We start from the raw sequence: 25007 nt of genomic DNA, 5'->3' as shown, positions 1-25007 counted from the left end.
TATTTTTACTGGTAACTGTTTCATGAACGCTAGCTTGTCTTTACTGCACCCTTACCCATTTGAAAAGCTGAATGCCCTTTTTAAGGATATTACGCCCGCAGACCTCCCTTTAATTCCATTATCGATTGGGGAGCCAAAACATCCTGCACCAGCTTTTGTAAAACAAGCAATCGTGGAACATTTTAATCATCTTTCAACCTATCCAAACAGTAAAGGTTTGCCAGAGCTACGTGACAGTATTGCAAATTGGCTACAGCGTCGTTTTAAACTAAACCAGATCAGTGCAGACTCACAGATTTTACCGGTCACAGGTACACGCGAAGGAATTTTTTCTTTTGTACAGGCGCTGATCAATCGTGACGAAGCACCTTATGTGGTCATGCCTAATCCTTTTTATCAAATTTATGAGGGTGCAGCTTTACTTGCCGGCGCAAAACCGTATTTCATCAACTGTACAGCAGAAAATGACTATTTAGGTGACTTTGATGCCGTTCCTGCCGAAGTGTGGGAAAAAACAGCTTTGCTGTTTGTGTGTACACCTGGAAATCCAACAGGTGCAGTACTCTCAAAAGAGAAATTTAAAAAACTGATTGAACTGTCAGATCAGTATAATTTTGTGATTGCATCAGATGAATGCTACTCAGAACTCTGGTTTGACCAGCCACCTGTCGGCTTATTGGAAGTATGTGCCGAAATTGGGCGCGATGACTATAAAAACTGTATCGTTTTCCATTCGTTATCCAAGCGTTCAAATTTACCGGGTATGCGCTCTGGTTTTGTGGCGGGTGATGCAGCATTGCTCAAGCCTTATTTACAGTTCCGTACCTATCATGGTGCGGCAATGCCGGTTCAACATCAATTGGCTTCTATTTACGCATGGAACGATGAAGTACATGTTGAAGAAAACCGCCAGCAATATCGCGCGAAATTCGACATGTTTCAGTCAGAATTAGGCGGTTTGCTACCGCTTCAAAAGCCTGATGCGGGTTTTTATTACTGGTTGCAAGTCGATAACGATGAAGCCTTTGCCAAAATGCTGATGGAAAAAGCCCACATCAAGGTTTTGCCAGGTCGTTATCTTTCGCGTGATACTTCAACAGGTAATCCGGGTGAAAATCATGTACGTATGGCATTGGTCGCAGATCTGGCACAATGTGAACAAGTTGTGGCACGATTAAAGAAAATTTTATAATCAATCAAGCTTAAAAAAAGCCTCTCTATTGAGAGGCTTTTTTCTTAGAAATCAAAGCTTGCACTGAGCATAAATGTACGTGGCAATCCGGCAACCAAATAACCATTATTGGTATTGGAACTGCTATTGATATTGTCGTACAAACCTACCGATGCCCAATAGTTTTGATCAAAGACATTATTGATTTTGAAATTAAATGTGGTTGGCGTTTGCCCTAATTGAGTTTTGTAAATTGCCCCTAAATCGAGCGTAGTCCAGTCTTTCACCTTAAGTGTGTTGTCTAAGCTTGCATAACTTGATCCGGTATAAACCAGTTGGGCATTAAGCGAAATATCTGCTGCAATTGGTAGTTTCCAGTCCGCCCCAATGTTAGCCTGAAACTTAGGTACACCCACCTCATCCTTTGAATCATAAGCAATCGACCCTGTATTTTCTTGTTTGGCATGCATCCATGTTGCACCGCCTAATACTGTAATTGCATCGGTAAGTTTGCCATAAGTATTAAATTCAACACCTCGATGAACATATTCACCTGCATCACTAAATACCTGATTTTGAATAACAGCACGCTGTTTGTTGATATCAAATAGACTCAAACTTGCACCGAAAGTTCCATTTTCATACTTTGTTCCAATTTCTTTTTGTTTTGCAACAAATGGCTTTAATGTAGTTGTGGTGCCATTATTGGTATTACTTAAACCCTTGGCCAACGACTCAATGTAATTACCATACACCGAAATTTCTGGTGTTAACTTGTATGAAACACCTAATACTGGTGTAAATTTGCTTTCATCATAGGCGGTTTTTTCCCCATTACTATACGCATAATTATCTTGCATAATCGTTTGATATCGCCCACCAAACATTAGATTAAGTCGATCATCAAGTGCCTTTAGGTTGTCTCCAATTGCAATACTTCTTAACCGTGTACGTGTCGTCAGTTTGGGTGAATTCAACTCATTTCCAGAATATACAGGCGATGTTGCAAGTGGCTGATCGTATTGCACTGGCATATATAAGTTGTTGGTATATTGATTCGCAAAATCCATAATGTAGGCATTACGGGAATTCAATTGAAATGCCGATGCTGCAAGTACGAATTGATGCGATATGTCGCCAGTATTCAGTTTGGTACGTAGACCGATTTCTCCTGTATTGACCATATCTACCCGAGCATTGTCAAACCGATAAAATGTGCTATCACCCGTACTTGCATTACTCAGTGTAAGATTAGCTAAGCTATTACGTTCTTCACCATGACGAAAACCATAGGCTGCATAGGCAGTAACAGCATCAGTCAGATCATATTCTGCACGGTAACTTCCAAAATAATTTTCTTCATTTGAATAAGTCCATTTTTGCGCATAATTACTTGATGCTTTAACCGCAGAAGGCACACTCGTTACAGCAGCACCTAATGTTACATTGGGTCTAGTCGCCTCTAGTCTATTATTGCTATATCCCATATCGCCCGATAGACGCAAACGCTCACCTCGATAGTCTAGCCCTATCGCAGTCAAACCTAACGTATTTTTTTCATGATCAACCGCGGTATGACCACCATGATAAGCCGTATTGACTCGCACACCAAACTGTTGATCCTCTCCAAAACGTCGGGCTACATCGCTAGCAACATACCCTCCATTAAAATCGGTTCCTAACGTGACATGATTTAGAGGCTCATTTCCAGCACGTTTAGGCAACAGATTTATTGCACCCCCAATACCACCACTACTTGGCATCGCCCCATTTAAAAATGAAGAAGCGCCTTTTAGTAATTCCACACGTTCGAACAATTCAGTCGGAATATATTGGCGTGGTAAAATAGAATACAAGCCGTTATACGCCGTATCATCTGAGCCAAGATTAAAACCGCGAATATAATAGTTTTCTTGGAAGTTTCCAAAGCCACGCCCCACCCGCACACTTGGATCGGCTTTAAGTACATCACCAACACTCTTTGCTTGACGCTCTTGAATGTATTGATTGGTGTAGGCACTTAGACTAAACGGCGTATCCAAATTTTTTTGATTTCCAAAAATACCAATTCGCCCTCCCGATGCAACCTGACCTCCAGCATAAGCCTCCATAAGACCATCTGCCGATGCATCTGCACTTGCGACCACGCGGATGGTTTCAAGTGCAGTTACAGTTGTGGATTTTTGTTGAGATTCATCTAGTGAAGCTTGTACTTCAGCATGAATTATTTGCGTACCAGATACACAGGCCATAAGCATGACCAAAGGTTTGATTTTTCGCATGGCTGACTCAGGGAGAAAAATTTACACAAATACTAAATGAGAATAAAAATAATTAAAAGAATTATTATTAAATAAAACTCATTCTCATATTTTCTAATTATGCCCTTTATGATTGTGATTCTTAGAGTACACATCTCCAAACTCAAAAAAAGAGCTATACATAACCAATCAAAAGTATTGAAAAAATGCAAAATGCTCCAGCGGATAGATAATACAATTTACAAGAATTCCGTTGTAAAAAGTTTAATGACTGATCGAATGTCAACATTCGAACCAAAAAAAGGTTCCAAACCAAAACGACCACTACCATCCAGATTGAAATTGAAAGTTTTTCATACCAATCGAACTGCTCAGCTATTAAAATACTCAAGCTACTGTAAAACAGTATATTTTTTGGATTAACTAGGCTAGATTGAACACCTTTGATGAAATGTATTTTTTCCTTACGGATGTGTAAATTATTTTCACGTCTCAAATTCAACGGTGATTTGGCATAAAGGATACATAAATAAGAGAGATAGAATAAATATAAAATACCGATCCATTTGATGGCTACGAGAATACTTTTATCGATATTGATTAGTAATTGTAATCCAATAAATACCAAAGCGATAATGACCGCATTTCCCAACGCTACTCCGCAACAGACTAAAATGGCTGCATTTCGATTATGGCGCAATAGCGTTGTTAAAATGAGAAAAAAATCTGGTCCTGGAGAAAGTAAGGCAATAAAGTGAGTGAGCGCAATCGCAATAAACAGTTCCACAAGGTATCTCGCAATAAATCATCAACACGAGATTAAGTATTTAGATATGTATTATCTTGTATAAAATTGCGCGTCATAGATAGTTGATACTGTCTAGGCGTCGCACCAGCGAACTGCTTAAAAACCCGATGAAAATGGCTCTGGTCGCTAAAACCTAAATCATAAGCAATTGCTGTGATTGACTTTCCTGTTTTAAGTTGTTGTCGAGCTTGATGAATACGAAGATTCAACTGAAATGCGTGTGGAGTTAACCCTAAATTTTGTTTAAATAATCGTATGATTGTAAAGCGGCTCAATCCACTCGACTGAGCAAGTTCTTCAAGGGAAAGAAAGGTTTGGTGCTGGTTAAGAAGATTTATCAATTCATCTAAAGCCGCTCTTAAATACTGCTTATTGTGTAAAAACCGCCAAGACATTGAAGGGAAAATAAATTGAATGAGCGTATCTATTAATTGTTGCTCTTTTTCTAAAACAGTAAAATTTGGATTAAATAGTGTCTCATTCATTTTGCAGAACGATTGATACACTTCAGATTTTCGAATAATTTCAGGTTTTAAAACAGGTATTTTCTGTTCGATGCTATTCGATAAACCCTCTTCAATAAGAGCTGAAAGCCACAATGCATCTAAGTGCATCATTTGATAACTCCAGTCTTGATTGGGTAATGGATTACACGAGTGCTCTGTAAATGCTGGCACAATCACCAGACTACCTGGAGTTAAGCGCTCGAATTGGTGAAAGGCACTACTAAAGCAACTAAAACCGGCATCAACAGCACCAATCGAAAAAGTTTCATGACTATGCGATTTGTAGCAAGTTCGACTGGTACATGCCTTACGCGTTTCCACATAAGGCATGCGAGCATCTGACCAGAACAGATTACCTGAATGACTCAACATTAAAAAAGCCAAGCATTAAACTTATGCATTACCCAAAGCTTTCTCAATATCTTCTTCTAGGCTTTCTGGTTTTGTGGTTGGTGCATAACGATTCAACACCTTCCCGTCACGGCTAACAAGAAACTTAGTAAAGTTCCATTTGATATTTTCGCTACCCAAAATCCCTTTCGCTTCACGGGTAAGATAGCGAAAAATCGCATGTGCTTCTGGGCCTTTAACATCAACCTTGGCAAACATCGGGAAGCTTACGCCATAATTGCGTTGACAAAATGAGCCAATTTCCTGATTTGAACCTGGATCTTGCCCTCCAAACTGGTTGCATGGAAAACCTAAAACTTCAAAACCCTGTTCTTTGTATTTTTCATAAATTTTTTCTAAACCAGCAAATTGTGGCGTAAAACCACATTTGCTTGCAGTATTTACGATTAAAAGTACTTTGCCCTGATAATCGGCAAGTGACTTCGTCTCTCCCTCAAGTAAATCTGCTTCAAATTGATAAAGGTTGGTCATGGATAAGTTTCCTCATCATTCTTCTCGTCGGTTTTTAATTGTAATGACGCCGAATTTACGCAATATCGCAATCCTGTCGGCTGTGGTCCATCTTCAAAAACATGCCCTAAATGAGCGTCGCAGTGATGACAAACAATCTCTGTTCGAACCATTCCATGCGATAAATCGTCATGCTCCTCTATTGCGGTGGTGTTAATCGGTTTATAAAAACTTGGCCAGCCACAGCCACTATCATATTTAGTGATTGAAGAGAATAATTCTGCACCGCAGCAACGACATACATAGGTACCCGATTGCTTTGTATTCCAGTACTGACCTGTAAAAGCAGGCTCAGTGCCCTTTTGTCGCGTGATTCGGTACTCTTCTGGTGATAACTCTCTTTGCCATTCTCGTTCTGTTTTGTTGAGTTTTCCCATGATAGTTTCCCTAGCTATTTTGCTGTTTAAAATAGGATAATCTTATATTTACGTCATTCAATCTAAAATTTCTAGTGTTTCATGCACAATTTACAAAACACGTATAATTGAACCAAAAGCAAAAAGTAAGCAATATTATTTTTTAAGTAAGCAGTAGTTATGTAACCAATGCTTCATTGTAAGCAAAATACATGTTAATCTTTGTCTATTCTTGCTAAGGATAAAAAAATGTCTCAAAAAAAGAGCGTTATTTTTAAAAACCTACTGCCTGTGATTAAACAATATCAACAGCTCGGTTATACGCATGAAAAAATTGTGACTTTACTCAAAGACCAGCATGATCTTGATTTGGTTACAACTGAAACATTTAAAAGCTATTTATATCGTTATGCAAAAGTGAACCCTCCTCCTTCTGAGACCCTCAAAATGACGAACACGACCCAAACCCCACGAGAAATTAAAAAGTCTTCTAAGCTCGAGCATGTATGCTACGACATTCGTGGTCCTGTGTTACGAGCGGCCAATGAAATGGAAGAACAGGGACATAAAATTATTAAGCTCAATATTGGCAATCCTGCTCCGTTTGGATTTGAAGCACCACAAGAAATTATTAATGATGTCGCACTAAATTTACCTAATGCGATTGGTTACACCGACTCAAAAGGTATCTTCCCTGCACGCAAAGCCATTTGCCAGTATTATCAGCAAAAAGGCATCCGTGATATGCATGTCAACGATGTCTATGTCGGCAACGGCGTATCAGAACTGATTGTCATGGCTATGCAAGGCTTGCTCGACGACGGCGATGAAATGCTCGTGCCTATGCCAGACTATCCACTTTGGACCGCTGCGGTAAACCTTTCAGGAGGAACCGCCATTCACTATAAATGTGATGAAGAAAATAGCTGGTATCCTGATCTTGCCGATATGGAAAGTAAAATCACACCCAATACACGCGGTATTGTGATTATCAATCCAAACAACCCGACAGGTTCAGTTTATCCACGTCATGTTTTGGCACAAATTGTGGCATTAGCAAAAAAATATGACCTGATTTTATTTGCAGACGAAATCTACGATAAAATCGTTTACGATGGCATTGAACATGTGTCTGTTGCTGCACTTGCTGGCGACCAGTTGTGCATTTCATTTAACGGCTTATCAAAATCTTATCGTGTTGCGGGCTATCGTTCAGGCTGGATGGCTATTACAGGCGATAAATCACGCGCGAAAGATTATATTGAAGGGCTAGACATGCTGGCTTCAATGCGCTTGTGTGCCAACCATCAGGCACAATATGCCATTCAAACTGCGTTAGGGGGCTATCAATCGATTAACGACTTGATTCGCCCGAGTGGTCGTTTATACGAACAACGCAATATTGCGTGGGAAATGCTCAATGAAATTCCGGGTGTGAGCTGTGTAAAACCGGAAGGTGCCATGTATTGCTTCCCAAAACTCGATCCAAACATGTATCCCGTAGAAGACGATGAACAACTGATGCTAGACTTTCTTCGTGCAGAGAAAGTACTACTGGTTCAAGGTACTGGTTTTAACTGGCCGACTCCTGACCATTTCCGTCTGGTGTTCTTGCCTGCAGAAAATGAGTTAAGAGAAGCAATTACCCGTCTATCTCGTTTTTTAGCAAATCGTCGTTAATTAAGAAAATTTAAAGCAATGTCGAAGTTCGACATTGCTTTTTTATTTTTTATACGGTTTATAAAAAAGCCGTTTACGCACCAAGATAAAGCAACAACATTCCAATTTGGTGCAAAAATACTTTTTGTAGGCTAAATACTTTGTTTTTTCACTTTATTTTTATCAGTCCGTTCGAAATAGCATAGATAAGATTCATGTATTTCTCGTTAAAATTAATGCGTTCTTTTAATTTAATTTAAAAAATAAAATGCCAATGCTTTAATTGATCAAAATTCAAATAATAGCCGAAATGTCTGGCATAGACATTGCTATTCGATGGAAGATCAAAACACAGGATTGTCATAAATGATTAATAAGGCTATTAAATCATTCGGTTTAGGATTAACGCTTCTTGCAGCATCTGTATCACTATATGCAAAAAATAATGTAGTGGTCGTTGCAACAGGTGGAACGATAGCAGGCGCTGGCGCAAGCTCAACCAATAGCGCAACATATACAGCAGCAAAAGTCCCAGTCGATGCACTCATCAATGCAGTGCCGCAAATCAAAGATTTAGCAAATGTCACTGGTGTTCAGGCGCTACAAATTGCTTCTGAAAGCATTACCGATAAAGAACTACTCTCCCTTGCTCGCCAAGTGAATGATCTTGTCAAAAAGCCATCTGTAAACGGTATCGTCATTACGCATGGTACTGACACGCTAGAAGAAACTGCATTCTTTTTGAATTTAGTCATTCATACAGACAAGCCGATTGTACTGGTTGGCTCAATGCGTCCATCTACAGCACTTTCTGCTGATGGTCCGCTCAATCTTTATAGCGCAGTTGCTCTAGCTTCATCTGATGAAGCAAAAAACAAAGGCGTTTTGGTCATGATGAATGACTCGATCTTTGCTGCACGTGATGTAACCAAAGCAATCAACATTCATACCAATGCTTTTGGTAGCCAATGGGGTGCTTTAGGTACACTGGTTGAAGGTAAGCCTTACTGGTTTAGAAGTTCTGTTAAGCGCCATACTAATGCTTCAGAATTTAATATCGAAAATATTAAAGGCGACCAGTTACCTTTGGTTCAAATCGTATATGGTTCTGACTCAATGATTCCAGATGCTTACCTTGCCTATGCCAAGGCTGGTGTAAAAGGAATTGTAAATGCGGGTACAGGTAATGGCTCTGTAGGTAACTATATTGTGCCAACATTAAAGCAATTGCATGATGAGCAAGGCATTCAAGTGGTACGTTCATCACGTGTACCGCAAGGCTTTGTGCTACGTAATGCTGAACAACCAGACGATAAATACGGCTGGGTGGTTGCACATGACTTAAATCCACAAAAAGCACGTCTGCTAACTGCACTTGCACTGACCAAAACCAATGACGCAAAAGAAATTCAGCGTATGTTTTGGCAATACTAAGCGCAATTAGCCTCAAAAAAACCGATGTCTATACATCGGTTTTTTTATTTTATAATCTGATTTGTCTTTACGAAGATGTTTTAATGCCAAAATATTAGACAACTGTCTCAGACAGAGCGTGTTAGAATATTTGGCGGTCGAGTTAAGGATAGGTTTATGCAGTTTGTTCATCTTGGTATTCATTCAGAATTTTCGATTACTGAATCGATTGTTCGCATACCTGATCTCATCAAAGCTGCTGTCAAAGACAATATGCCTGCTTTGGCACTCACAGACTTATCTAACTTACATGCGGCCGTGAAGTTTTACACCTCATGTTTAAGTAAAGGCATCAAACCGATCTTAGGCAGTGTGGTTCGGCTCAATGAGCCCGACCAACGAGTTACCTTGCTCGCCATGACCAATGAAGGCTGGAAAGGCTTAACCGAAATTGTGTCACGTGGTCATATCGAAGGCCAGCAACTCAGCATTCCTTGTGTTCAAAAAGAATGGATCTTGGAACAACATCACGACATTATTGTATTGCTCGGACAAAACAGTGATGTTGGCAAAATGTTGTGTTCGTCCAATCCACAAAAAGCAGAGCCGCTGCTTGAAGCATGGCAAGAAAAATTTGGCAATCGTGTTTATTTGGCTTTAACTCGCACAGATCGTCCGGGTGAAGAAGATTATATTGGTGAAGCGGTTAAATTAGCGGCTAAGTATCATATTGGTGTCGTCGCGCATAATGATATTCATTTTATTGAGCGTGATGATTTTGATGCACACGAAGCACGCGTCTGTATTGCAGATGGTTACGTACTTGCTGATAACCGCAGACCCCGAATTTACAGCCCCGAGCAATATTTTAAAACCACCGCCGACATGGTGGAACTCTTTTCAGATATTCCAAGTGCACTTGAAAATACTTATTACATTGCGCAGCGCTGTAATGTTTCGCTACAGCTTGGAACTTACTTCCTTCCGGATTATCCAATTCCAGATGGTTTTACCATCGACACCTATTTTGAGCATTTGTCTAAAGTAGGTCTTGAAGAGCGCCTTAATCATTTGTATCCCGTAGAGATGCGCGATGAAGACTGGCCTGAAATTCGTAAACCTTACGATGAACGTATTGAGTATGAAGTGGGCATTATCCTTAAAATGGGATTTCCGGGTTACTTCCTTATCGTGATGGACTTTATTCAATGGGCCAAAAGTAATGGTGTTCCGGTTGGCCCAGGCCGTGGTTCTGGTGCAGGCTCATTGGTGGCATATAGTTTAAAAATTACCGATCTGGATCCACTTCGTTACGATTTGCTCTTCGAGCGTTTCTTGAACCCAGAACGAGTTTCAATGCCCGACTTTGACGTCGACTTTTGTATTGCTGGGCGAGACCGAGTAATTGATTACGTCTCTCGCACCTATGGACGAGAAGCAGTATCGCAAATTGCGACATTCGGTACGATGGCGGCCAAAGGCGCGATTCGAGATGTTGCGCGCGTACTGGGCAAATCGTATGGTTTGGCCGATCGTATTTCAAAAATGGTGCCTACCAAACCGCTCGGGGTGGATCTGGCGACGGCCATCGACATGGAGCCACAACTCAAAGACATCGTCACCAACCCGTCCAATCCGGATTATGACGATGCCAGTGAAATTTGGGAAATGGCACTCAAGCTTGAAGGTATCACGCGTAATACAGGTAAACACGCCGGTGGTGTGGTGATTGCACCTGGAAAAATTACCGATTACTCGGCAGTCCTATGCGATGCCGATGGTACAAACCGCGTTGCACAATACGATAAAGATGACGTTGAGGCAGCCGGTCTGGTCAAATTCGACTTTTTGGGCTTGCGAAACCTGACCGTAATTGAAGATGCGGTGCAAAATATCAATAAGCGCATCCAGTTTGAGACACCGCTTGAGATTGCCAATGTGCCTTTAGATGATAAAGATGCCTACTTGGTGTTCGCCAACGCCAATACGACTGCGGTGTTTCAGTTTGAATCCGTCGGCATGAAAAAAATGCTGAAGGAAGCGCGACCAAGTAAATTTGAAGAAATTATTGCCTTCGTATCGCTTTACCGTCCGGGCCCGATGGATCTGATTCCCGACTTTATTCACCGGATGCACGGCGGTGAATTTGAGTATTTGCATCCATTACTTGAAAGTGTGCTCGAACCGACCTATGGCATTATGGTGTATCAGGAACAGGTAATGCAGGCTGCACAGTTTTGTGCGGGATACACGCTCGGTGGCGCAGATTTGCTCCGCCGCGCCATGGGTAAAAAGAAACCTGAAGAAATGGTCAAGCAGCGTAAAATCTTCATTGAAGGTGCTGCACAAAAAGATATTGATGAAGCCACAGCCAACCATATTTTTGACTATATGGAAAAGTTTGCAGGCTATGGCTTTAACAAATCGCATGCTGCTGCCTATGCCTTGGTGGCCTATCATACAGCTTGGTTAAAAGCGCATTATCCTGCCGAATTTATGGCGGCGGTTTTGTCGTCGGAAATGCAAAATACCGACAGTATCGTATTTTTGATTGATGACTGTCGTAATAACGCACTTGAAGTCATGCCACCTTCTGTAAATATGTCGCTGTATCATTTTCATGCCAGTGATGAACGCACCATTGTGTATGGTTTAGGTGCCATTAAAGGTGTAGGCGAACAAGCAATGCAATCGGTGATTGACTCACGTATTAAGCAAGGTCCATATACCGACTTATTCGATTTTTGCCACCGCATCGATTTGAAAAAAATTAATAAGCGTACACTTGAAGCGCTGATTCGTGCCGGTGCTCTCGACTGCCTACAAATTGAACGATCAACGCTCATGGCACAGTTGCCTGAGGCTGTTCAGGCTGCGGAGCAAGCACGCCAAAACCGTGAAACTGGTATTATGGATTTGTTTGGTGAAGTTGAAGAAGTTCAGCGCAAACCTGCCAAACCTGTTAAGCCGTGGTCAGACGAAGTTCGCTTAAAAGGTGAAAAAGACACTTTGGGCTTGTATCTGACCGGCCACCCGATTGATGTTTATCGTACCGAATTGAAATCGTTTATTCCAGCTAAACTAAATGAACTGACACCTACGCGCCGTGGAGTCACTACGGTCTTTGCTGGACTGGTACTCGACGTTGCCAATTTCCCGAACCGCATTGTTGTTACACTCGATGACGGAACTGCGCGTGTTGAAGTCAGTTGTAACCATGAACGTTTTCAGCGCTTTAAAGATATTGTCGCAATTGAGCAAGTGGTGGTGATTGAAGGCGAAATTTACGAACGCGAAGGCTTCGACCGCCCGATGGCACGCTTGACCAAAGCATTTAGTCTGAATGAAATTCGTCAAAAACGTGCCAATCATATTCGCATCCAGCCAACAGACGACTTGATGACCCCTGCTTTAGCGCGCGATCTGCAACAGATTCTTTTACCTTATTGTAATATTGATATGTGCCAGCATATTCCTGTCATCATGTGTATCGATCAGCCTTACGCAAGTGCAGAAGTGCAGCTTGGGCAAAACTGGAAGGTTGCGCCACTAGACGAACTACTGGTGAAACTGCGCGATTATTTTGGTAAAGAAGCGATTTACATTGAATATCAGGTGAAGTCAAAAGCAGCCAAAGCGGCAGAGCCAGTAAAAGCGAATATTGCCCCACCGCAAGATATGTCGATGGATGAAGCAATGGATCTGTATCACGCAGAAGTCTCTCAATACTCTTAAATTTGAATCGGATACTTTATGAATAATGCTGACAATGCGTTGGTGAATCAATCATTGGCGCATGTACGAATTGTGATGGTCAATACCACGCTTCCAGCCAATATTGGAAGTGCGTTACGTGCAATGAAAACCATGGGACTGTCAAAACTGGTATTGGTTGCACCCAAAACCTATCCACATCCCGATATCGATGCCCTTGCCGCAGGTGCACAAGATCTGATCGAGCAAATTCAGATTGTGGATACGCTTGAAGATGCCATTCGAGATTGTCATATTGTATTTGGAACCAGTGCGCGTAGCAGAACCATTCCTTGGCCATTGCTCGATGTACGCCCGGCTGCTGAATTATCGATAGATGCCGTGGTGAATAAACAACAGCAAGTTGCGATTGTATTTGGTCGTGAAGATCGCGGTCTGACCAATGAAGAGCTGGCATTGGCCAATTATCACCTCACGATTCCGGTCAATACCGACTATGGCGTGTTAAACGTAGCGCAAGCCATTCAAGTGGTGTGCTATGAAATGCGAATGGCTGCACTCGAACGAGTCACCACATCATCTCCTGAAACGACAAATGCGCAAATGCAGGTTGCAGAAGGTGTCGCAATGGACTGGGATGAGCCACTGGTCACTCATCAGCAAATGGAAGAATTTTATCCTCATTTTGAAAAAATGCTGGTCGACATCGAATTTCTAGATCCACAAAATCCGCGTTTGCTTCCACTTCGTATGCGCCGTTTGTTTGGTCGTATTCAACTCGACCGAATGGAGTATCATTTGTTACGTGGTGTATTTAGCCGCGTGCAAGCACTCAGTCAGGGCAAATGGAAAAAAACACAACAGGATGAGGATCAGCCCCATGTTTAAACAGCTTAAAGAAGACATTCAAGCCGTATTTGCGCGTGATCCGGCAGCTCGAAATACCCTGGAAGTTTTGACGACTTATCCGGGTATTCATGCACTGATCATGCATCGGGTTGCACATGAGCTCTGGAAAAAAGACTTGAAAGGCTCTGCGCGTGCGCTGTCTTCTCTGAGCCGATTTGCGACAGGAATTGAGATTCATCCTGGTGCCAAAATTGGTCGTCGTTTTTTTATCGATCATGGCATGGGTGTCGTAATTGGTGAAACTGCCGAAATTGGCGATGATGTCACGCTCTATCATGGCGTAACGCTTGGCGGTACAACTTGGAATAAAGGCAAGCGTCACCCGACGCTTGAAGATGGTGTAGTGGTCGGTGCCGGCGCAAAAATTTTAGGGCCATTGATCATTGGTAAAGGCGCGAAAATTGGTTCAAATGCTGTTGTGACCAAGCCTGTTCCTGCGGGTGTGACTGCTGTAGGCAGTGCAGCGCGATTTATTCAAAAAGATCTGGATAAAAATGCCGAAGAAATGCGCCGTGAAAGCTATGCACAAAGTATTGGATTTGAACCTTATGCAGCCACTCGCGACCAGACCGATCCTTTACTCGAAGGTATGAAAGTACTGCTTGACCGTATTCAGCAAAATGAAGTGCGTATGAATACTTTATGCAAGCGATTGACTGCACTTGATCCGACGTTTAAAAAACAAAACTATGATCAGCATCCATTTAGCGATGAAGAGCTTAAAATTATTGAAGAAGTCCGACGTGAATGTGAAGCACAGCATAAGATGAGCGATGCTTGACCATTTAGTTTAATACTGTAACACGGCACTCATTGCATGTTTGCTCAGGTTTTCTTAGACTGGCTGCACAACGATCTTTTATTCATACAACAATTTTACGGATGACTCTATGATGTTTAAGCCTTTGGCATACACCATGTTAGCAGCTTCAGTTTTAACCGCATGTAGCCCTCTTCCTGTCAAAGAAAATAAGCAAAGCACACAACCTTACGTGTTCACCGAGCCGGATATTTCGCCGCCATTTTATTCATTAAATCCATTTAACTACGATGCACCTCCTGCATTTGAAGTTGCACTTAAAGAAGCAGCAGCTCAACCTGTAACAAAAATGGTGGTAAAACGTTCGGATGATCCGACACAAACGATCGTGCTCGATGTCAACAAACTGATTGTTCCAACAATTAAAAATAATACGCGTAGCATGAAATATGCAGCATTGGCTGGTGAAAATGAACTGGATGTCACCGAAATTGATGACTTTATCCAGCTTGTTGAAGGTAAAGCTCGCCATTATCCACCACGTTTTACCGATCGTCAGGAGCGTCGTGGTTATGAAAGCAAGTTAAAGCAGGTTTCAGCGCAACTTGATACTTTAGCAGCCAATCCAGATGCTTCATTTGATGTTCTGATTCGTGCATTTAAAGCCAGTGTGCTTGGCCGTAACCTCGATTTAGGTTCTGCTTATACCACCAAATCACTGACTTATGCTCAACGTTTACTCAAAATGAATCCAAATGATCCAGAAGCCAATTTCTGGTTTGGTTTTGGTTTATCTGAAGGTGGTGGTCAACGTGAAGCAATGCCATATTTGGAAAAAGCCATGAAAGGCGGCGTACAGGAAGCGTATTTGGTCAGTGCAAATAACTATATTGCAATGGAGCAAAAGAAAAATGCAGTCCAAACGCTCAAAAATTACAAAATCAAATATCCAGACGAAGCTGAGGTTGCAGATCGTTTAATTACAGAGATCGAAAAGCAAGGTCGCTGGAATGTGTGGCAAGTCATGACCAACCCGGCAGTTGCACCGAAGTAACACTTCACTCTTGTATATAAAAATAGGCTGACCAACAGCCTATTTTTATGGTTGTTTCTTAGAACTCTGTACTTCAATTTGATCCAGATTGATTGCACATATTATGATGTGCCGACTCACCATATCTAAAAAGAACTATTTGCTATGAGACCGAATCCATCATTGCTAAAAGGACTTAGCCTACTGAGTGTAAGCCTCACCCTCTTACTCAGTGGTTGCCAAGTGGTGAGCGTAAAGCAGCAAGCGTTAAATATTACTATTGCCAATGAGCGCAATAGTATTCTGATGCAAGATGCATTGAGTGAGGCGAGTCTGAATGTCTTGTCGATGTCGGGCCGAGAAGCAAATGTTTGTACAAACGACCCCGATGCATGTATTGCAGAACTCAAAACTATTTCACAAATTGGTGAAGAGCAATTTCTGTCTGCCGCAAGCGAAATTTATCTGGCTAAATCGATGCAACTTGAACGCTCGTCGGATTGTAAAACACCTTCTTCTACAACTAAATCAAATACAAAACTAAATTTGTCGAATCAGGAAAATGACTGTTTAGATCGTCAAATGAATATGCTCGATAAAAGCATTCGCTATAGTTATGCCTATTTATTTTTGACACAAAGAAAACCGCAAGATCGAATATTTGATAACCGCCAAGTTCAAATTCGAGATTTCTATAATCAAGCCATTGCGAAACAAGTGACGTTGTATGCGCTTCGCAATCCACAAAAACAAGTACAAACCCAGATTCAACTCGGTGACAATACTTACCGTATTAATTTTGATGATTTTCCACAACTTGCAAAGCAACCTCTTGAGAAGTTTATTTCCAGTTATAACCTGAACTTTTCGGGGCTTCGCACAATTAATCGCCGAGATGGTTTTGGATCAGAATTTGTTGCAGTTTTCCCGCCATCAAATCGTAAAGAATCTTCAAAATATATTGTCGACCCGCTACATTACAACTTTAAGAGTGGACAAAATCCAAATATTCACGACGCGCGCTATCTGGCAGTTACACTTGTCGTTGAGCCTCAGATCAAGCCCAAGAATGTCGACCAGATTTTAAATAATCCTCAATTTGTGATTAAAGTTTATGATCCGTACAATACTGAAAATATTAAGGTCGCGGGAAAAAGCTACCCCTTAGCAGCAAATTTTTCGGCACCATATGGTTTATGGCTGGCGGAAAATAATCTTGGAATTTTGGCTTATTTAAGCTTATTGGATCGCGATCAACGTTTAAGCATGCCGCATCTTTATAAGCTCGAACCGTATAATCCCAATAAAAAAATTATTGTATTGGTACATGGATTGGCCAGTAGCCCTGAGGCATGGATTGGGCTCACCAACGATATTATGGGTGATCGTGTACTACGCGAGCATTATCAAGTCTGGCAAATTTTTTACTCGACCAATATGCCAATTTTGGAAAGCCGCTATCAAATTTATGCGTTGTTACAGCAGGCATTTGATGGACTTGACCCTCAAGATGCAGCAGACCACAATGCGGTACTGATTGGTCATAGTATGGGAGGCATTATTAGCCGATTACTGGTGAGTAAGGCTGATTTATCAGATAAAGCCTTTAAGATGCTGAATACCAACCAACGTCAACGGTTTAAGCGAGATCAAAATGTTTTGAACCGCTTTAAAATTCAACCCATTGAAAATTTTGACCGCGCAATTTTTATGTCTGCACCTCACCGGGGTACAGATTATGCAGACCGATGGTTTACTTTAGCAGCACGTAAAATTATTCGCCTGCCCAGCTCTTTTTTAGGCGCACTGACCGACACCCTCACCAACGATGCGACCGATCAGGCCAAGGACCTAACCAATGGCATCAACGGTGGACTCATTCAAAATGGTCCAAGTGATTTAAGCCACAAATCTAAATTTATTGCACTAACTAAAGATGTTGTGCCACCAAAAGGCTACGTGTTTCATTCAATTATGGGCAACATCACTAAAAGTCAGGAATCTGATCAAATTACAGATGGTATCGTTCCGTATAGCAGCGCCCATCTTGACGGCGCTGTATCTGAAAAAATTATTAAAGGCGGGCATTCAATTCAGGAAACACCAGAAGCATTGCTTGAGTTACGTCGGATTCTGCGCTTGCACCTTCAGCAGCATCAAATCAAGTAATTACGCGGTTTTAGATTGCAGTTTGTAGCACTCATCAAGTGCCAATGCATAGTATTCAAGTCCTTCTTTTGCAGCAAGAAAAGCTTTTTGCTGCAATTCTGGTTGATCTGCACACAATCGTTTGATGAGCTCCATGGCTTCATAGGGATGTAAATCATCGTAATGCGCATGCGCACGTAGCCATGCCAGAGAACGTTTATTGATATTCACTTCTGGGTGATCAATATATGCATGTATACCTTTATAGACCTGAACTGACCAATCACCTGTCGCCCATTCAATCGCCAGATTGGTTGCTGCAAGGCATTCAGCTAAAGAACCCGTGGTATTGGTATGCCATAAAAAATGATTGACTGCATTCATGGCGACTGGGGGACGAACTTGATTGAGTTGATCAATGCTCAAGCCAAAGCCTCCTGCCCAGTCTTGATACCAATTTAGGTGTCGTTCTTCCACTTTAATGTTTTGAATCAGCCAATTGCGGGTTTCAGTCACACCTTGAGCAGAAAAATCAATCGCTTTAGACAGCCCGAGCGCCATGTAAGAAGGAAAATGCGCGACCAAAGGATAAAAATTAAGCAAGGCCGAACGAAAGCAGTCCAGACTCAATTGTCCGCTGGCCATGTTTTGAAATAATGGATGCTGGCTTACGCGATCTTTATACGGAATGAGTTCGTCCCAAAATTGCTGAGCCCATGGACTATGCGACGTTATTTCTAAAGCTGTTCCTTTTGTATAAGCACTCATTCTTAAAATCCTGTTACTGTTTCGTCCAGTGAACTCATTTATGCTGCATTGATAATACAATATACAATTTAGAAAAATACTGTATTTTTTATCACTTTTCTAGACGTCTTCAAATCATTTGTGTGAATTAAATCTCATTTTAATTGACTATTTTTTATAATTCTTAAGTGATATTTAAATAAAGATCAATTTTTATAATAATGTGATTTAATACACAATTTATCAAATTATAATGAATTAATATTATTTAAAAATGATGACCAATTATCACTTTTAAATCATTCACATTTATATTTCACATTTTTACAAATAAATAATTATTTTAATAACGTATTGTTTTATAAAGTTTTATATAAAAAATAGATATTACTTTTCATCCTTAAAATTTCAACGTATGATAATTATGACTTGAATACAATATTTAAATCCAAATCACTTTTAAAAAAATATTTTGAGATTGCGTTAAGACAGTGAGATCTGCCGATGAAGTTACAAGGCTCAAATATTTTAAGTCAGGAGCAGATAGACTTACTTTTATCGCGTGGCTTAAATTTTGTCTGGTTTCCTAAAACACTTGAACAAGTTTATCGCACTCAATATCGACAAGCGGCTGCCCATGAGTTTCGTTTTCGTGCACCGATTATTCTCATTTTATATAGTTTACTCAGCTTTGGTATTTTTCAGGTTCTTCCACAATCTGAAATTAAACTCTGGCTGATTAATTATGCTTGGGTTGGTGTAATTATTACCAGTGCCTGGCTGCTCTCTTTTTTTAAATCGTTTGATAAATGGTTCGATTACTATGTTTGCCTCGGCTCGACTGCCGCTGTTGCCATCACATTTACGCTCATTAATATTCTAGAAGGCGGTCAAAACAATGCCTTACTGCATGCATCAATGATGTATGCCGTGATTATTATTTACGGCTTTGTTGGTCTTCGTTTTTATACTGCCCTGTTTGCAGGTTGGGTCGGTGGGTTAATTGGTTTTACGATTAGTATTAATTCAAACATCTCGATTGATTGGACTTACCTAAATCGCACGTATACCTTTAGCAGCTTCTTAGGTATGGCGCTGGCCTACTTTACCGATCGTCAGCATCGTGAAAACTTTTTAAGTGACTGCGTTATTGAACTCAATCGGCTCAAACTGGTTAAACAGGCCGAATTACTGGAAACACTTTCACAGCAAGATTCACTCACTGGCTTAGCCAACAGACGCTATTTAGATGAAGTGCTTGAAAAAGAATGGCGCCGTGCGGTTCGACACAGTATGCCCATCACCATCATGATGATCGATCTGGATTTTTTTAAATCGTATAATGATTCGTTGGGGCATATCAAAGGCGACGAATGTTTACGTGAAATTGCCAAGGCCTTAACGTCACTCACTTCACGAAGTGGCGATTTAGCTGCACGTTATGGCGGTGAAGAATTTTTATTATTGTTTCCAATGACCAATGAATCTGAAGCACTCATTCAGGTTAAACGCCTCATGAATGTAATTCGTAAGATCGATATTCAACATCCCTCAAGCGATATTTCGTCTCAGGTGACTTTAAGTGTTGGGGTCGCGACCATGATTCCGCAAGTTGATGACAGTATTTCATCATTTGTCTCTCGCGCAGATCATGCACTGTACACGGCAAAAAGTAAGGGTCGTAACCAGTATCAGATTGCCAATATTCATGTGTCGGTAGAGATGAATTATTCTTCATCGAGAGCTTAATTGTTCGTTTAATATGATCTGTCATTTGCATAAAAACCATCTAATTTAAAACGCTATGACACTTAATTCATGCCATTAAAGGTGAAATCGAGTAAATTATATGGCTTTAATGCGATAACTTTTTACGACTTGATGACTAAACCTAGAATTAAACTTGAACTTCCTAACAATGCAGATAAATTGCTTCTGCATTCCTGCTGCGCACCGTGTTCAGGCGAAGTGATGGAAACGCTACTTGAATCGGGCATCGATTATTCGATCTTTTTTTATAATCCTAACATTCATCCTGTTAAGGAATATCTGATTCGCAAAGAGGAAAATATTCGATTTGCCGAGAAACACAATATTCCCTTTATCGACTGTGACTATGACACCGACAACTGGTTTGCCCGTGCCAAAGGCATGGAAAATGAACCAGAAAAAGGGATACGCTGCACCATGTGCTTCGATATGCGTTTTGAACGTACCGCCCTGTATGCGCATGAAAATGGATTTAAAGTGATTAGCAGCTCGCTCGGTATTTCCCGCTGGAAAGACATGAATCAGATTAATGACTGTGGTGTTCGCGCTGCCTCACATTATCCAGAAATCACTTATTGGGATTACAACTGGCGTAAAAATGGCGGTGCAACGCGCATGCTAGAGATTAGCAAACGCGAAGAATTTTACCAGCAGGAATACTGCGGTTGTGTGTATTCATTACGCGATACCAATCGCTGGAGAATGAGTCAGGGACGTGATCGGATTAAGCTCGGTGTTAAATTTTATTCTGCGACTGATCCTGAATAATACGTTAACAAATTGGGTAAAACAAAAAGACTCGATGCATTGAAGCTCGAGTCTTTTTGTTTACAGCAGTCATGACGTCACCAAACTCAGTGCGTTCGTGACTCACCTTGCTGATGTAAAAAATCCTGAATCATCTCAATTACAACATCGGGTTTTTCTGCATGCAGCCAGTGGCCTACACCATCAATACTTTGGATATCTGCTTGCGGGAACTGTGCTGTAATTGGATCGTGATATTCGGGCAGGACGTATTCTGATAATCCACCACGAATCAACAACATCGGTTTATTCCATGGCTGAATTGGATGCCAACCTGCAATATGAGAATACTGCTGTTCGATCGCATCGACATTAAAAAGCCAATGGCCTTGATTAAACGATTTGAGCAAAAACATAATCACGCCATCTTCATGAATATACTGCTTCATGATTTCGGTAGCTTGTTTACGGCTCAGCTCATGCGGTTCAGCACGAACAGCGTTCAGTGCATTTAAAATAGCCTGATGACGATGCCCTTCATAAGCCACAGGACTCACATCAAGTACAATCAGATGCGCAATACGTTCTGGATATAATCCAGCAATTTTCATGGCGACTTTTCCGCCCATTGAATGACCAATCACGGAAAACTCGGCAATACCCAGTTCATCCAGTGTATCGATCACGTCCTGCGCCATAATTTCATAGTTTATTTCGGCACTGTGTGGAGAAGCCCCATGGTTGCGTAAATCGAGCTGGATAATTTTATGATTGGTATTTAATGCCCGCGCAATCACCCCTAAATTTGACAAACTACCAAATAAACCGTGCAACAGCACAAGAGGTGCATTGGTTGTGGCATGATCTGATTCAACAATGTGGCTGTTTAATATCATAAAGATTTCCATATATTTATCGCTATACCAATTAGACTAGCTCGGCTGACCAACTGGATTCAAGCATCAACTACATATCCGCATCAAATAAAAAAGCCCTCCGTAGAGAGCTGTTGTTTTTTACAGCAATTATTAGGATGCAAGCGCCATTTGCTTTGCACGAACCTGTAATTTTTTGACGGCTTGACGTGCCTCAAAGGCTAACTCATGCAAATCTAGATCTGGAATCTGATTATTTTGCATTACGATTTTACCGCCAATCAGCATATACCGAATATTGGCTTGTCCGGCACTTGCTACCGGGCCAATGGCAAGATCGTGTAATCCCATGTATCGCGGATCATTGAGGTTATAAATCACCAGATCGGCCTGTTGACCAATCTCAAGTGTTCCAATGTTGGGAAGCCCGAGTACCTGTGCACCGCCTTGCGTACCCCAGCGGATCACATCTTCGATGGTTGCAGCGTCTGCACCGCCTTCAAAAGTACCTCCTGCATATTTAGGTTGTGCCAGCATTCCTTTTCGGGCACGCTGTAGCATCCATGCTGCATGTGTTTCAGACAACATATCGGCAGCCTCATTGGATGCTGCACCATCTACGCCGATTGAAATGGCCATCCCTGCGGCTTCAAGCGTGACCAGATCGGCGATACCACTACCCAGTCGGGCATTACTTTGTGGGCAATGTGCTATTCCGGTTTTACTTTGCCCCAAAATCTTGATTTCTTCGGGTAAGAGCTTGACTAAATGTGCAAACCAGACATCCTCACCTACCCAGTCATGCTCGGCACAAAACTGCACTGGTGTTGAATTAAATTTGGCTTTTGCCGCATCCAGATAATCAACGGTTTCAGAGAGATGTGAATGTAAACGAATACCCAAATGGCGGGCGAGTTTTGCACTTTCTCGAAGTTGCTGCGGTGTAGTTGAGTGGAGTGCCGTGGTGGGCGCCATCACAATTCGTCTATAGGCATCGGGCTGGGCTTGATGATAGCGCTGTACCAAGCGCTCAACATCGTACATCATGTGTTCAAATTTTTCAGGTCGAAGCGCCTGTGGCAACTCAGCTTCAAGCCCTCTGGTGAGTGTGCCACCGCCTCGACAAAGTACAAATCGCATGCCTAGCCGATCCGCTTCGTCAAATAAAATTTCGGCGCCATCAAAGGGCATGTCTGGCCAGTATAGATAATGATGATCGGCCACTGTACCACAGCCTGACTGGAGCAATTCAATTAAGCCAATTCGGCTTGCGAGTCGAAAGGTATCTTCATCAAATGCGCCACGAAAACGATAAGGTGTTGCCGCAAGCCAAGGCGTCAGATTTTGATTTAATCCTTGCGGTTCACCTTTAAGCAAAGACTGAAACAAATGGTGATGGGTATTCACCCACGCTGGATACACCACACCATCTTGCGCATCTAAAACAGTTTCATCTGAATGGGCCCTTAAATGTCCTATCTCGGTAATCACGCCATTTGAAATGCGGATTGAAGTTGCAGAAGATCGTGCTTGTTGATTGGCTTGTCCGGTCATGATGGCATGTATATTTTTAATCAGATAATTCATTAGACTTGCTCGCTTTCATGCCATTTGTTCAAGAAGATACGGCTGAGCAGTGACATCAGCATAAATAGAATCAGTCCCGTACAGGTAATTAAAAATAATGCGGCAAACATCAATGGCAAATCGAGCTGGAATCCGGCTTGTAAAATCTGATAGGCCAATCCGGCACTGCTGCCCCCTGTACCCGCAACAAATTCGGAAACTACCGCACCGATCAGCGCCAAGCCACTTGAGATACGGAGCCCGCCAAAAAAATAGGGCAATGCATTGGGTACACGCAGCTTGAGCAGTACCTGCCAACGTGAAGCTTTATTGATTTGAAACAGATGTAACAGCCCAGCATTGACACTACGTAGCCCCAACGTGGTATTGGTTAAAATCGGGAAAATCGCGACCAGCATGGCACAAACGACTAAAGCCAATGTAGTATTATGAATCCAAATAATTACCAAAGGTGCAATGGCTACAATTGGCGTAACTTGAAATAAAATGGCATACGGCATAAAGCACGCCTCAATCACCCGGCTTTGTACAAACAAAAATGCAATCAAAGTCCCAATTAGCACGGCGCAGACAAACGCCAGCAAGGTAATTTTTAAGGTGATCCATAAACTACCGAACAGTAAATCTGCTTGTGCAACCAAAGCATGAGCAATATCGGATGGTTTGGGAATAAGATAAATCGGAACGTTCATTTGCTGAAGCGCAATTTGCCACACCAGCAGCAGCAACAACCCCAGTGTTAACGGCGCCAAGAGCCGACGTACTTGTGGATGTTCGATTAATGGCTTAACCATGGTGATGCCCTCCACTTGCTTGTTCCAAAATATTGGATAGTTCTGCACACTGCGTCATAAATCGTTCTGAAGCTCTAAAGTGGTCATCACGCTGTGCCGGCCCTTCAATCGCAATATCCGCCACAATACGCCCCGGACGAGCTCCCATCACAATTACTCGGGAAGATAAAAATACAGCTTCATAAATGCTGTGTGTGACAAATACGACCGTCAGATCTCGCTCTGCCCATAATGTACGGATATCTTGATCTAGGCGGTGCCGAGTAAATTCATCTAAGGCACCAAAGGGTTCATCCATGAGTAATAAATCAGGTTCTGTCACCAAAGCTCTGGCCAAAGAAGCACGCATCTGCATGCCTCCAGAAAGCTCTTTTGGATAAGATGCAGCAAAATTTCCTAATCCAACCGAAGTTAAAGCTGCTTGTACTTTAGGCTGACTGATTTTTTTAGGTACATGACGTAGATCGAGCGGAAGCCGAACATTCTCTGCAATATTGGCCCACGGCATGAGAGTGGCCTCTTGGAACACCATGGCCATTTTGCACTGCGACTGTAGATCAGTTTTACCATGCCAGCGTACTTGCCCTGCGCTGGGTTGTTCAAGATCTGCAAACATCTTTAAAAGTGTACTTTTACCACAGCCCGAGGGTCCTAAAAGCGCCACGATTTCACCACGCTGAACATCGACATCAAGGCGTTGAAGCGCATGTGTGCCGTTTGGATAAACTTTTTCTACACCACGCGCCATCAGCATTGGTGCTACAGTATTTTGTGGCTCTGGATTTTGAGAGACAAAGACGGCTGAATTCATGTTAGGTTCCCCCTATT

At 41.8% G+C, this 25007-nt stretch carries 20 protein-coding genes; 10 read left to right on the top strand and 10 right to left on the bottom strand.

What is annotated here, in order from left to right:
- Positions 1-22 precede the first annotated feature (22 nt).
- Positions 23-1192, top strand: a complete 1170-nt coding sequence (gene dapC / locus QLG00_RS10090; RefSeq protein ID WP_004937069.1) for a succinyldiaminopimelate transaminase — start codon at positions 23-25, stop codon at positions 1190-1192.
- A 44-nt stretch (positions 1193-1236) separates the two neighbouring features.
- Here dapC and QLG00_RS10085 read toward each other — a convergent pair whose 3' ends face one another.
- The 5 genes from QLG00_RS10085 to msrB all read right to left on the bottom strand — a co-directional run bounded on the left by QLG00_RS10085 (position 1237) and on the right by msrB (position 6044).
- Positions 1237-3453 (bottom strand): TonB-dependent receptor, encoded by a 2217-nt coding sequence (locus QLG00_RS10085; RefSeq protein ID WP_282470908.1) that lies wholly within the window; start codon positions 3451-3453, stop codon positions 1237-1239.
- A gap of 154 nt (positions 3454-3607) precedes the next feature.
- Positions 3608-4219 (bottom strand): LysE family translocator, encoded by a 612-nt coding sequence (locus QLG00_RS10080; RefSeq protein ID WP_282470907.1) that lies wholly within the window; start codon positions 4217-4219, stop codon positions 3608-3610.
- A gap of 32 nt (positions 4220-4251) precedes the next feature.
- Positions 4252-5118 carry an AraC family transcriptional regulator gene (locus QLG00_RS10075; protein WP_282470906.1) on the bottom strand — a complete coding sequence of 289 codons (867 nt, stop codon included), beginning with the start codon at positions 5116-5118 and terminating at the stop codon, positions 4252-4254.
- Positions 5119-5139: 21 nt separating this feature from the next.
- Positions 5140-5628, bottom strand: a complete 489-nt coding sequence (locus tag QLG00_RS10070) for a glutathione peroxidase (protein WP_004946797.1) — start codon at positions 5626-5628, stop codon at positions 5140-5142.
- The gene (gene msrB, locus QLG00_RS10065; RefSeq protein ID WP_004937058.1) at positions 5625-6044 is read right to left on the bottom strand and encodes a peptide-methionine (R)-S-oxide reductase MsrB; all 420 of its coding nucleotides are present in this window, start codon (positions 6042-6044) and stop codon (positions 5625-5627) included. Before msrB ends, QLG00_RS10070 begins: the two co-directional genes overlap by 4 nt.
- A 228-nt stretch (positions 6045-6272) precedes the next feature.
- On the opposite strand from msrB, the gene QLG00_RS10060 reads away from it, so the two are divergent.
- From QLG00_RS10060 to QLG00_RS10030, 7 genes are all read left to right on the top strand, one after another.
- Positions 6273-7703 (top strand): pyridoxal phosphate-dependent aminotransferase, encoded by a 1431-nt coding sequence (locus tag QLG00_RS10060; RefSeq protein WP_004937057.1) that lies wholly within the window; start codon positions 6273-6275, stop codon positions 7701-7703.
- A 345-nt stretch (positions 7704-8048) separates the two neighbouring features.
- On the top strand, positions 8049-9116 hold the full coding sequence (locus tag QLG00_RS10055) for an asparaginase (protein WP_004937056.1): 1068 nt from the start codon (positions 8049-8051) through the stop codon (positions 9114-9116).
- Between the two features lie 156 nt (positions 9117-9272).
- Positions 9273-12830, top strand: a complete 3558-nt coding sequence (dnaE, locus tag QLG00_RS10050) for a DNA polymerase III subunit alpha (RefSeq protein WP_025095940.1) — start codon at positions 9273-9275, stop codon at positions 12828-12830.
- A gap of 18 nt (positions 12831-12848) precedes the next feature.
- Positions 12849-13697: an RNA methyltransferase gene (locus tag QLG00_RS10045; RefSeq protein WP_025095939.1), complete on the top strand. Its 849-nt coding sequence runs from the start codon at positions 12849-12851 to the stop codon at positions 13695-13697.
- Positions 13690-14499: a serine O-acetyltransferase gene (gene cysE, locus QLG00_RS10040; protein WP_004937050.1), complete on the top strand. Its 810-nt coding sequence runs from the start codon at positions 13690-13692 to the stop codon at positions 14497-14499. Before QLG00_RS10045 ends, cysE begins: the two co-directional genes overlap by 8 nt.
- 109 nt (positions 14500-14608) lie before the next feature.
- A complete protein-coding gene (locus QLG00_RS10035) occupies positions 14609-15532 on the top strand; it encodes a hypothetical protein (RefSeq protein WP_004937048.1) in 924 nt (307 codons plus the stop codon).
- A gap of 144 nt (positions 15533-15676) precedes the next feature.
- Entirely contained in the window at positions 15677-17680 is a 2004-nt protein-coding gene (locus tag QLG00_RS10030) for an alpha/beta fold hydrolase (protein WP_282470905.1), read from the top strand.
- Here QLG00_RS10030 and QLG00_RS10025 read toward each other — a convergent pair whose 3' ends face one another.
- Positions 17681-18427, bottom strand: a complete 747-nt coding sequence (locus QLG00_RS10025; protein ID WP_004937044.1) for an iron-containing redox enzyme family protein — start codon at positions 18425-18427, stop codon at positions 17681-17683.
- Between the two features lie 483 nt (positions 18428-18910).
- Here QLG00_RS10025 and QLG00_RS10020 point away from each other — a divergent pair, with 483 nt between their 5' ends.
- Together QLG00_RS10020 and QLG00_RS10015 are read left to right on the top strand one after the other, a co-directional pair.
- Positions 18911-20155 carry a GGDEF domain-containing protein gene (locus QLG00_RS10020; RefSeq protein ID WP_004946783.1) on the top strand — a complete coding sequence of 415 codons (1245 nt, stop codon included), beginning with the start codon at positions 18911-18913 and terminating at the stop codon, positions 20153-20155.
- Between the two features lie 132 nt (positions 20156-20287).
- Positions 20288-20944, top strand: coding sequence for an epoxyqueuosine reductase QueH (locus QLG00_RS10015; RefSeq protein WP_025095936.1), 657 nt, complete (start codon positions 20288-20290; stop codon positions 20942-20944).
- An 86-nt stretch (positions 20945-21030) separates the two neighbouring features.
- Here QLG00_RS10015 and QLG00_RS10010 read toward each other — a convergent pair whose 3' ends face one another.
- The 4 genes from QLG00_RS10010 to QLG00_RS09995 all read right to left on the bottom strand — a co-directional run bounded on the left by QLG00_RS10010 (position 21031) and on the right by QLG00_RS09995 (position 24990).
- On the bottom strand, positions 21031-21819 hold the full coding sequence (locus QLG00_RS10010) for an alpha/beta fold hydrolase (protein WP_004946780.1): 789 nt from the start codon (positions 21817-21819) through the stop codon (positions 21031-21033).
- A 132-nt stretch (positions 21820-21951) separates the two neighbouring features.
- Positions 21952-23385, bottom strand: a complete 1434-nt coding sequence (locus QLG00_RS10005) for an amidohydrolase family protein (protein ID WP_282470904.1) — start codon at positions 23383-23385, stop codon at positions 21952-21954.
- Complete coding sequence (locus QLG00_RS10000) at positions 23385-24179, bottom strand: ABC transporter permease (protein WP_151868502.1); 795 nt, start codon at positions 24177-24179, stop codon at positions 23385-23387. The genes QLG00_RS10005 and QLG00_RS10000 overlap by 1 nt, the downstream gene beginning before the upstream one ends.
- On the bottom strand, positions 24172-24990 hold the full coding sequence (locus tag QLG00_RS09995) for an ABC transporter ATP-binding protein (RefSeq protein WP_282470903.1): 819 nt from the start codon (positions 24988-24990) through the stop codon (positions 24172-24174). The genes QLG00_RS10000 and QLG00_RS09995 overlap by 8 nt, the downstream gene beginning before the upstream one ends.
- Positions 24991-25007: the final 17 nt, after the last annotated feature.

Source organism: Acinetobacter sp. V89_7 (assembly GCF_029967895.1).
Taxonomy (GTDB): domain Bacteria; phylum Pseudomonadota; class Gammaproteobacteria; order Pseudomonadales; family Moraxellaceae; genus Acinetobacter; species Acinetobacter soli.
The sequence above is the reverse complement of the archived record's forward strand: the minus strand, read 5'-3'. Positions and strand labels throughout refer to the sequence as shown.

Excerpts from the sequence above, each read along its gene's own strand:
- dapC (WP_004937069.1), top strand. The coding sequence starts at position 23 with ATGAACGCTAGCTTGTCTTTACTGCACCCTTACCCATTTGAAAAGCTG.
- QLG00_RS10085 (WP_282470908.1), bottom strand. The coding sequence starts at position 3,453 with ATGCGAAAAATCAAACCTTTGGTCATGCTTATGGCCTGTGTATCTGGT.
- QLG00_RS10075 (WP_282470906.1), bottom strand. The coding sequence starts at position 5,118 with ATGTTGAGTCATTCAGGTAATCTGTTCTGGTCAGATGCTCGCATGCCT.
- QLG00_RS10070 (WP_004946797.1), bottom strand. The coding sequence starts at position 5,628 with ATGACCAACCTTTATCAATTTGAAGCAGATTTACTTGAGGGAGAGACG.
- msrB (WP_004937058.1), bottom strand. The coding sequence starts at position 6,044 with ATGGGAAAACTCAACAAAACAGAACGAGAATGGCAAAGAGAGTTATCA.
- QLG00_RS10060 (WP_004937057.1), top strand. The coding sequence starts at position 6,273 with ATGTCTCAAAAAAAGAGCGTTATTTTTAAAAACCTACTGCCTGTGATT.
- QLG00_RS10055 (WP_004937056.1), top strand. The coding sequence starts at position 8,049 with ATGATTAATAAGGCTATTAAATCATTCGGTTTAGGATTAACGCTTCTT.
- dnaE (WP_025095940.1), top strand. The coding sequence starts at position 9,273 with ATGCAGTTTGTTCATCTTGGTATTCATTCAGAATTTTCGATTACTGAA.
- QLG00_RS10045 (WP_025095939.1), top strand. The coding sequence starts at position 12,849 with ATGAATAATGCTGACAATGCGTTGGTGAATCAATCATTGGCGCATGTA.
- cysE (WP_004937050.1), top strand. The coding sequence starts at position 13,690 with ATGTTTAAACAGCTTAAAGAAGACATTCAAGCCGTATTTGCGCGTGAT.
- QLG00_RS10035 (WP_004937048.1), top strand. The coding sequence starts at position 14,609 with ATGATGTTTAAGCCTTTGGCATACACCATGTTAGCAGCTTCAGTTTTA.
- QLG00_RS10030 (WP_282470905.1), top strand. The coding sequence starts at position 15,677 with ATGAGACCGAATCCATCATTGCTAAAAGGACTTAGCCTACTGAGTGTA.
- QLG00_RS10025 (WP_004937044.1), bottom strand. The coding sequence starts at position 18,427 with ATGAGTGCTTATACAAAAGGAACAGCTTTAGAAATAACGTCGCATAGT.
- QLG00_RS10020 (WP_004946783.1), top strand. The coding sequence starts at position 18,911 with ATGAAGTTACAAGGCTCAAATATTTTAAGTCAGGAGCAGATAGACTTA.
- QLG00_RS10015 (WP_025095936.1), top strand. The coding sequence starts at position 20,288 with ATGACTAAACCTAGAATTAAACTTGAACTTCCTAACAATGCAGATAAA.
- QLG00_RS10010 (WP_004946780.1), bottom strand. The coding sequence starts at position 21,819 with ATGATATTAAACAGCCACATTGTTGAATCAGATCATGCCACAACCAAT.
- QLG00_RS10005 (WP_282470904.1), bottom strand. The coding sequence starts at position 23,385 with ATGAATTATCTGATTAAAAATATACATGCCATCATGACCGGACAAGCC.
- QLG00_RS10000 (WP_151868502.1), bottom strand. The coding sequence starts at position 24,179 with ATGGTTAAGCCATTAATCGAACATCCACAAGTACGTCGGCTCTTGGCG.
- QLG00_RS09995 (WP_282470903.1), bottom strand. The coding sequence starts at position 24,990 with ATGAATTCAGCCGTCTTTGTCTCTCAAAATCCAGAGCCACAAAATACT.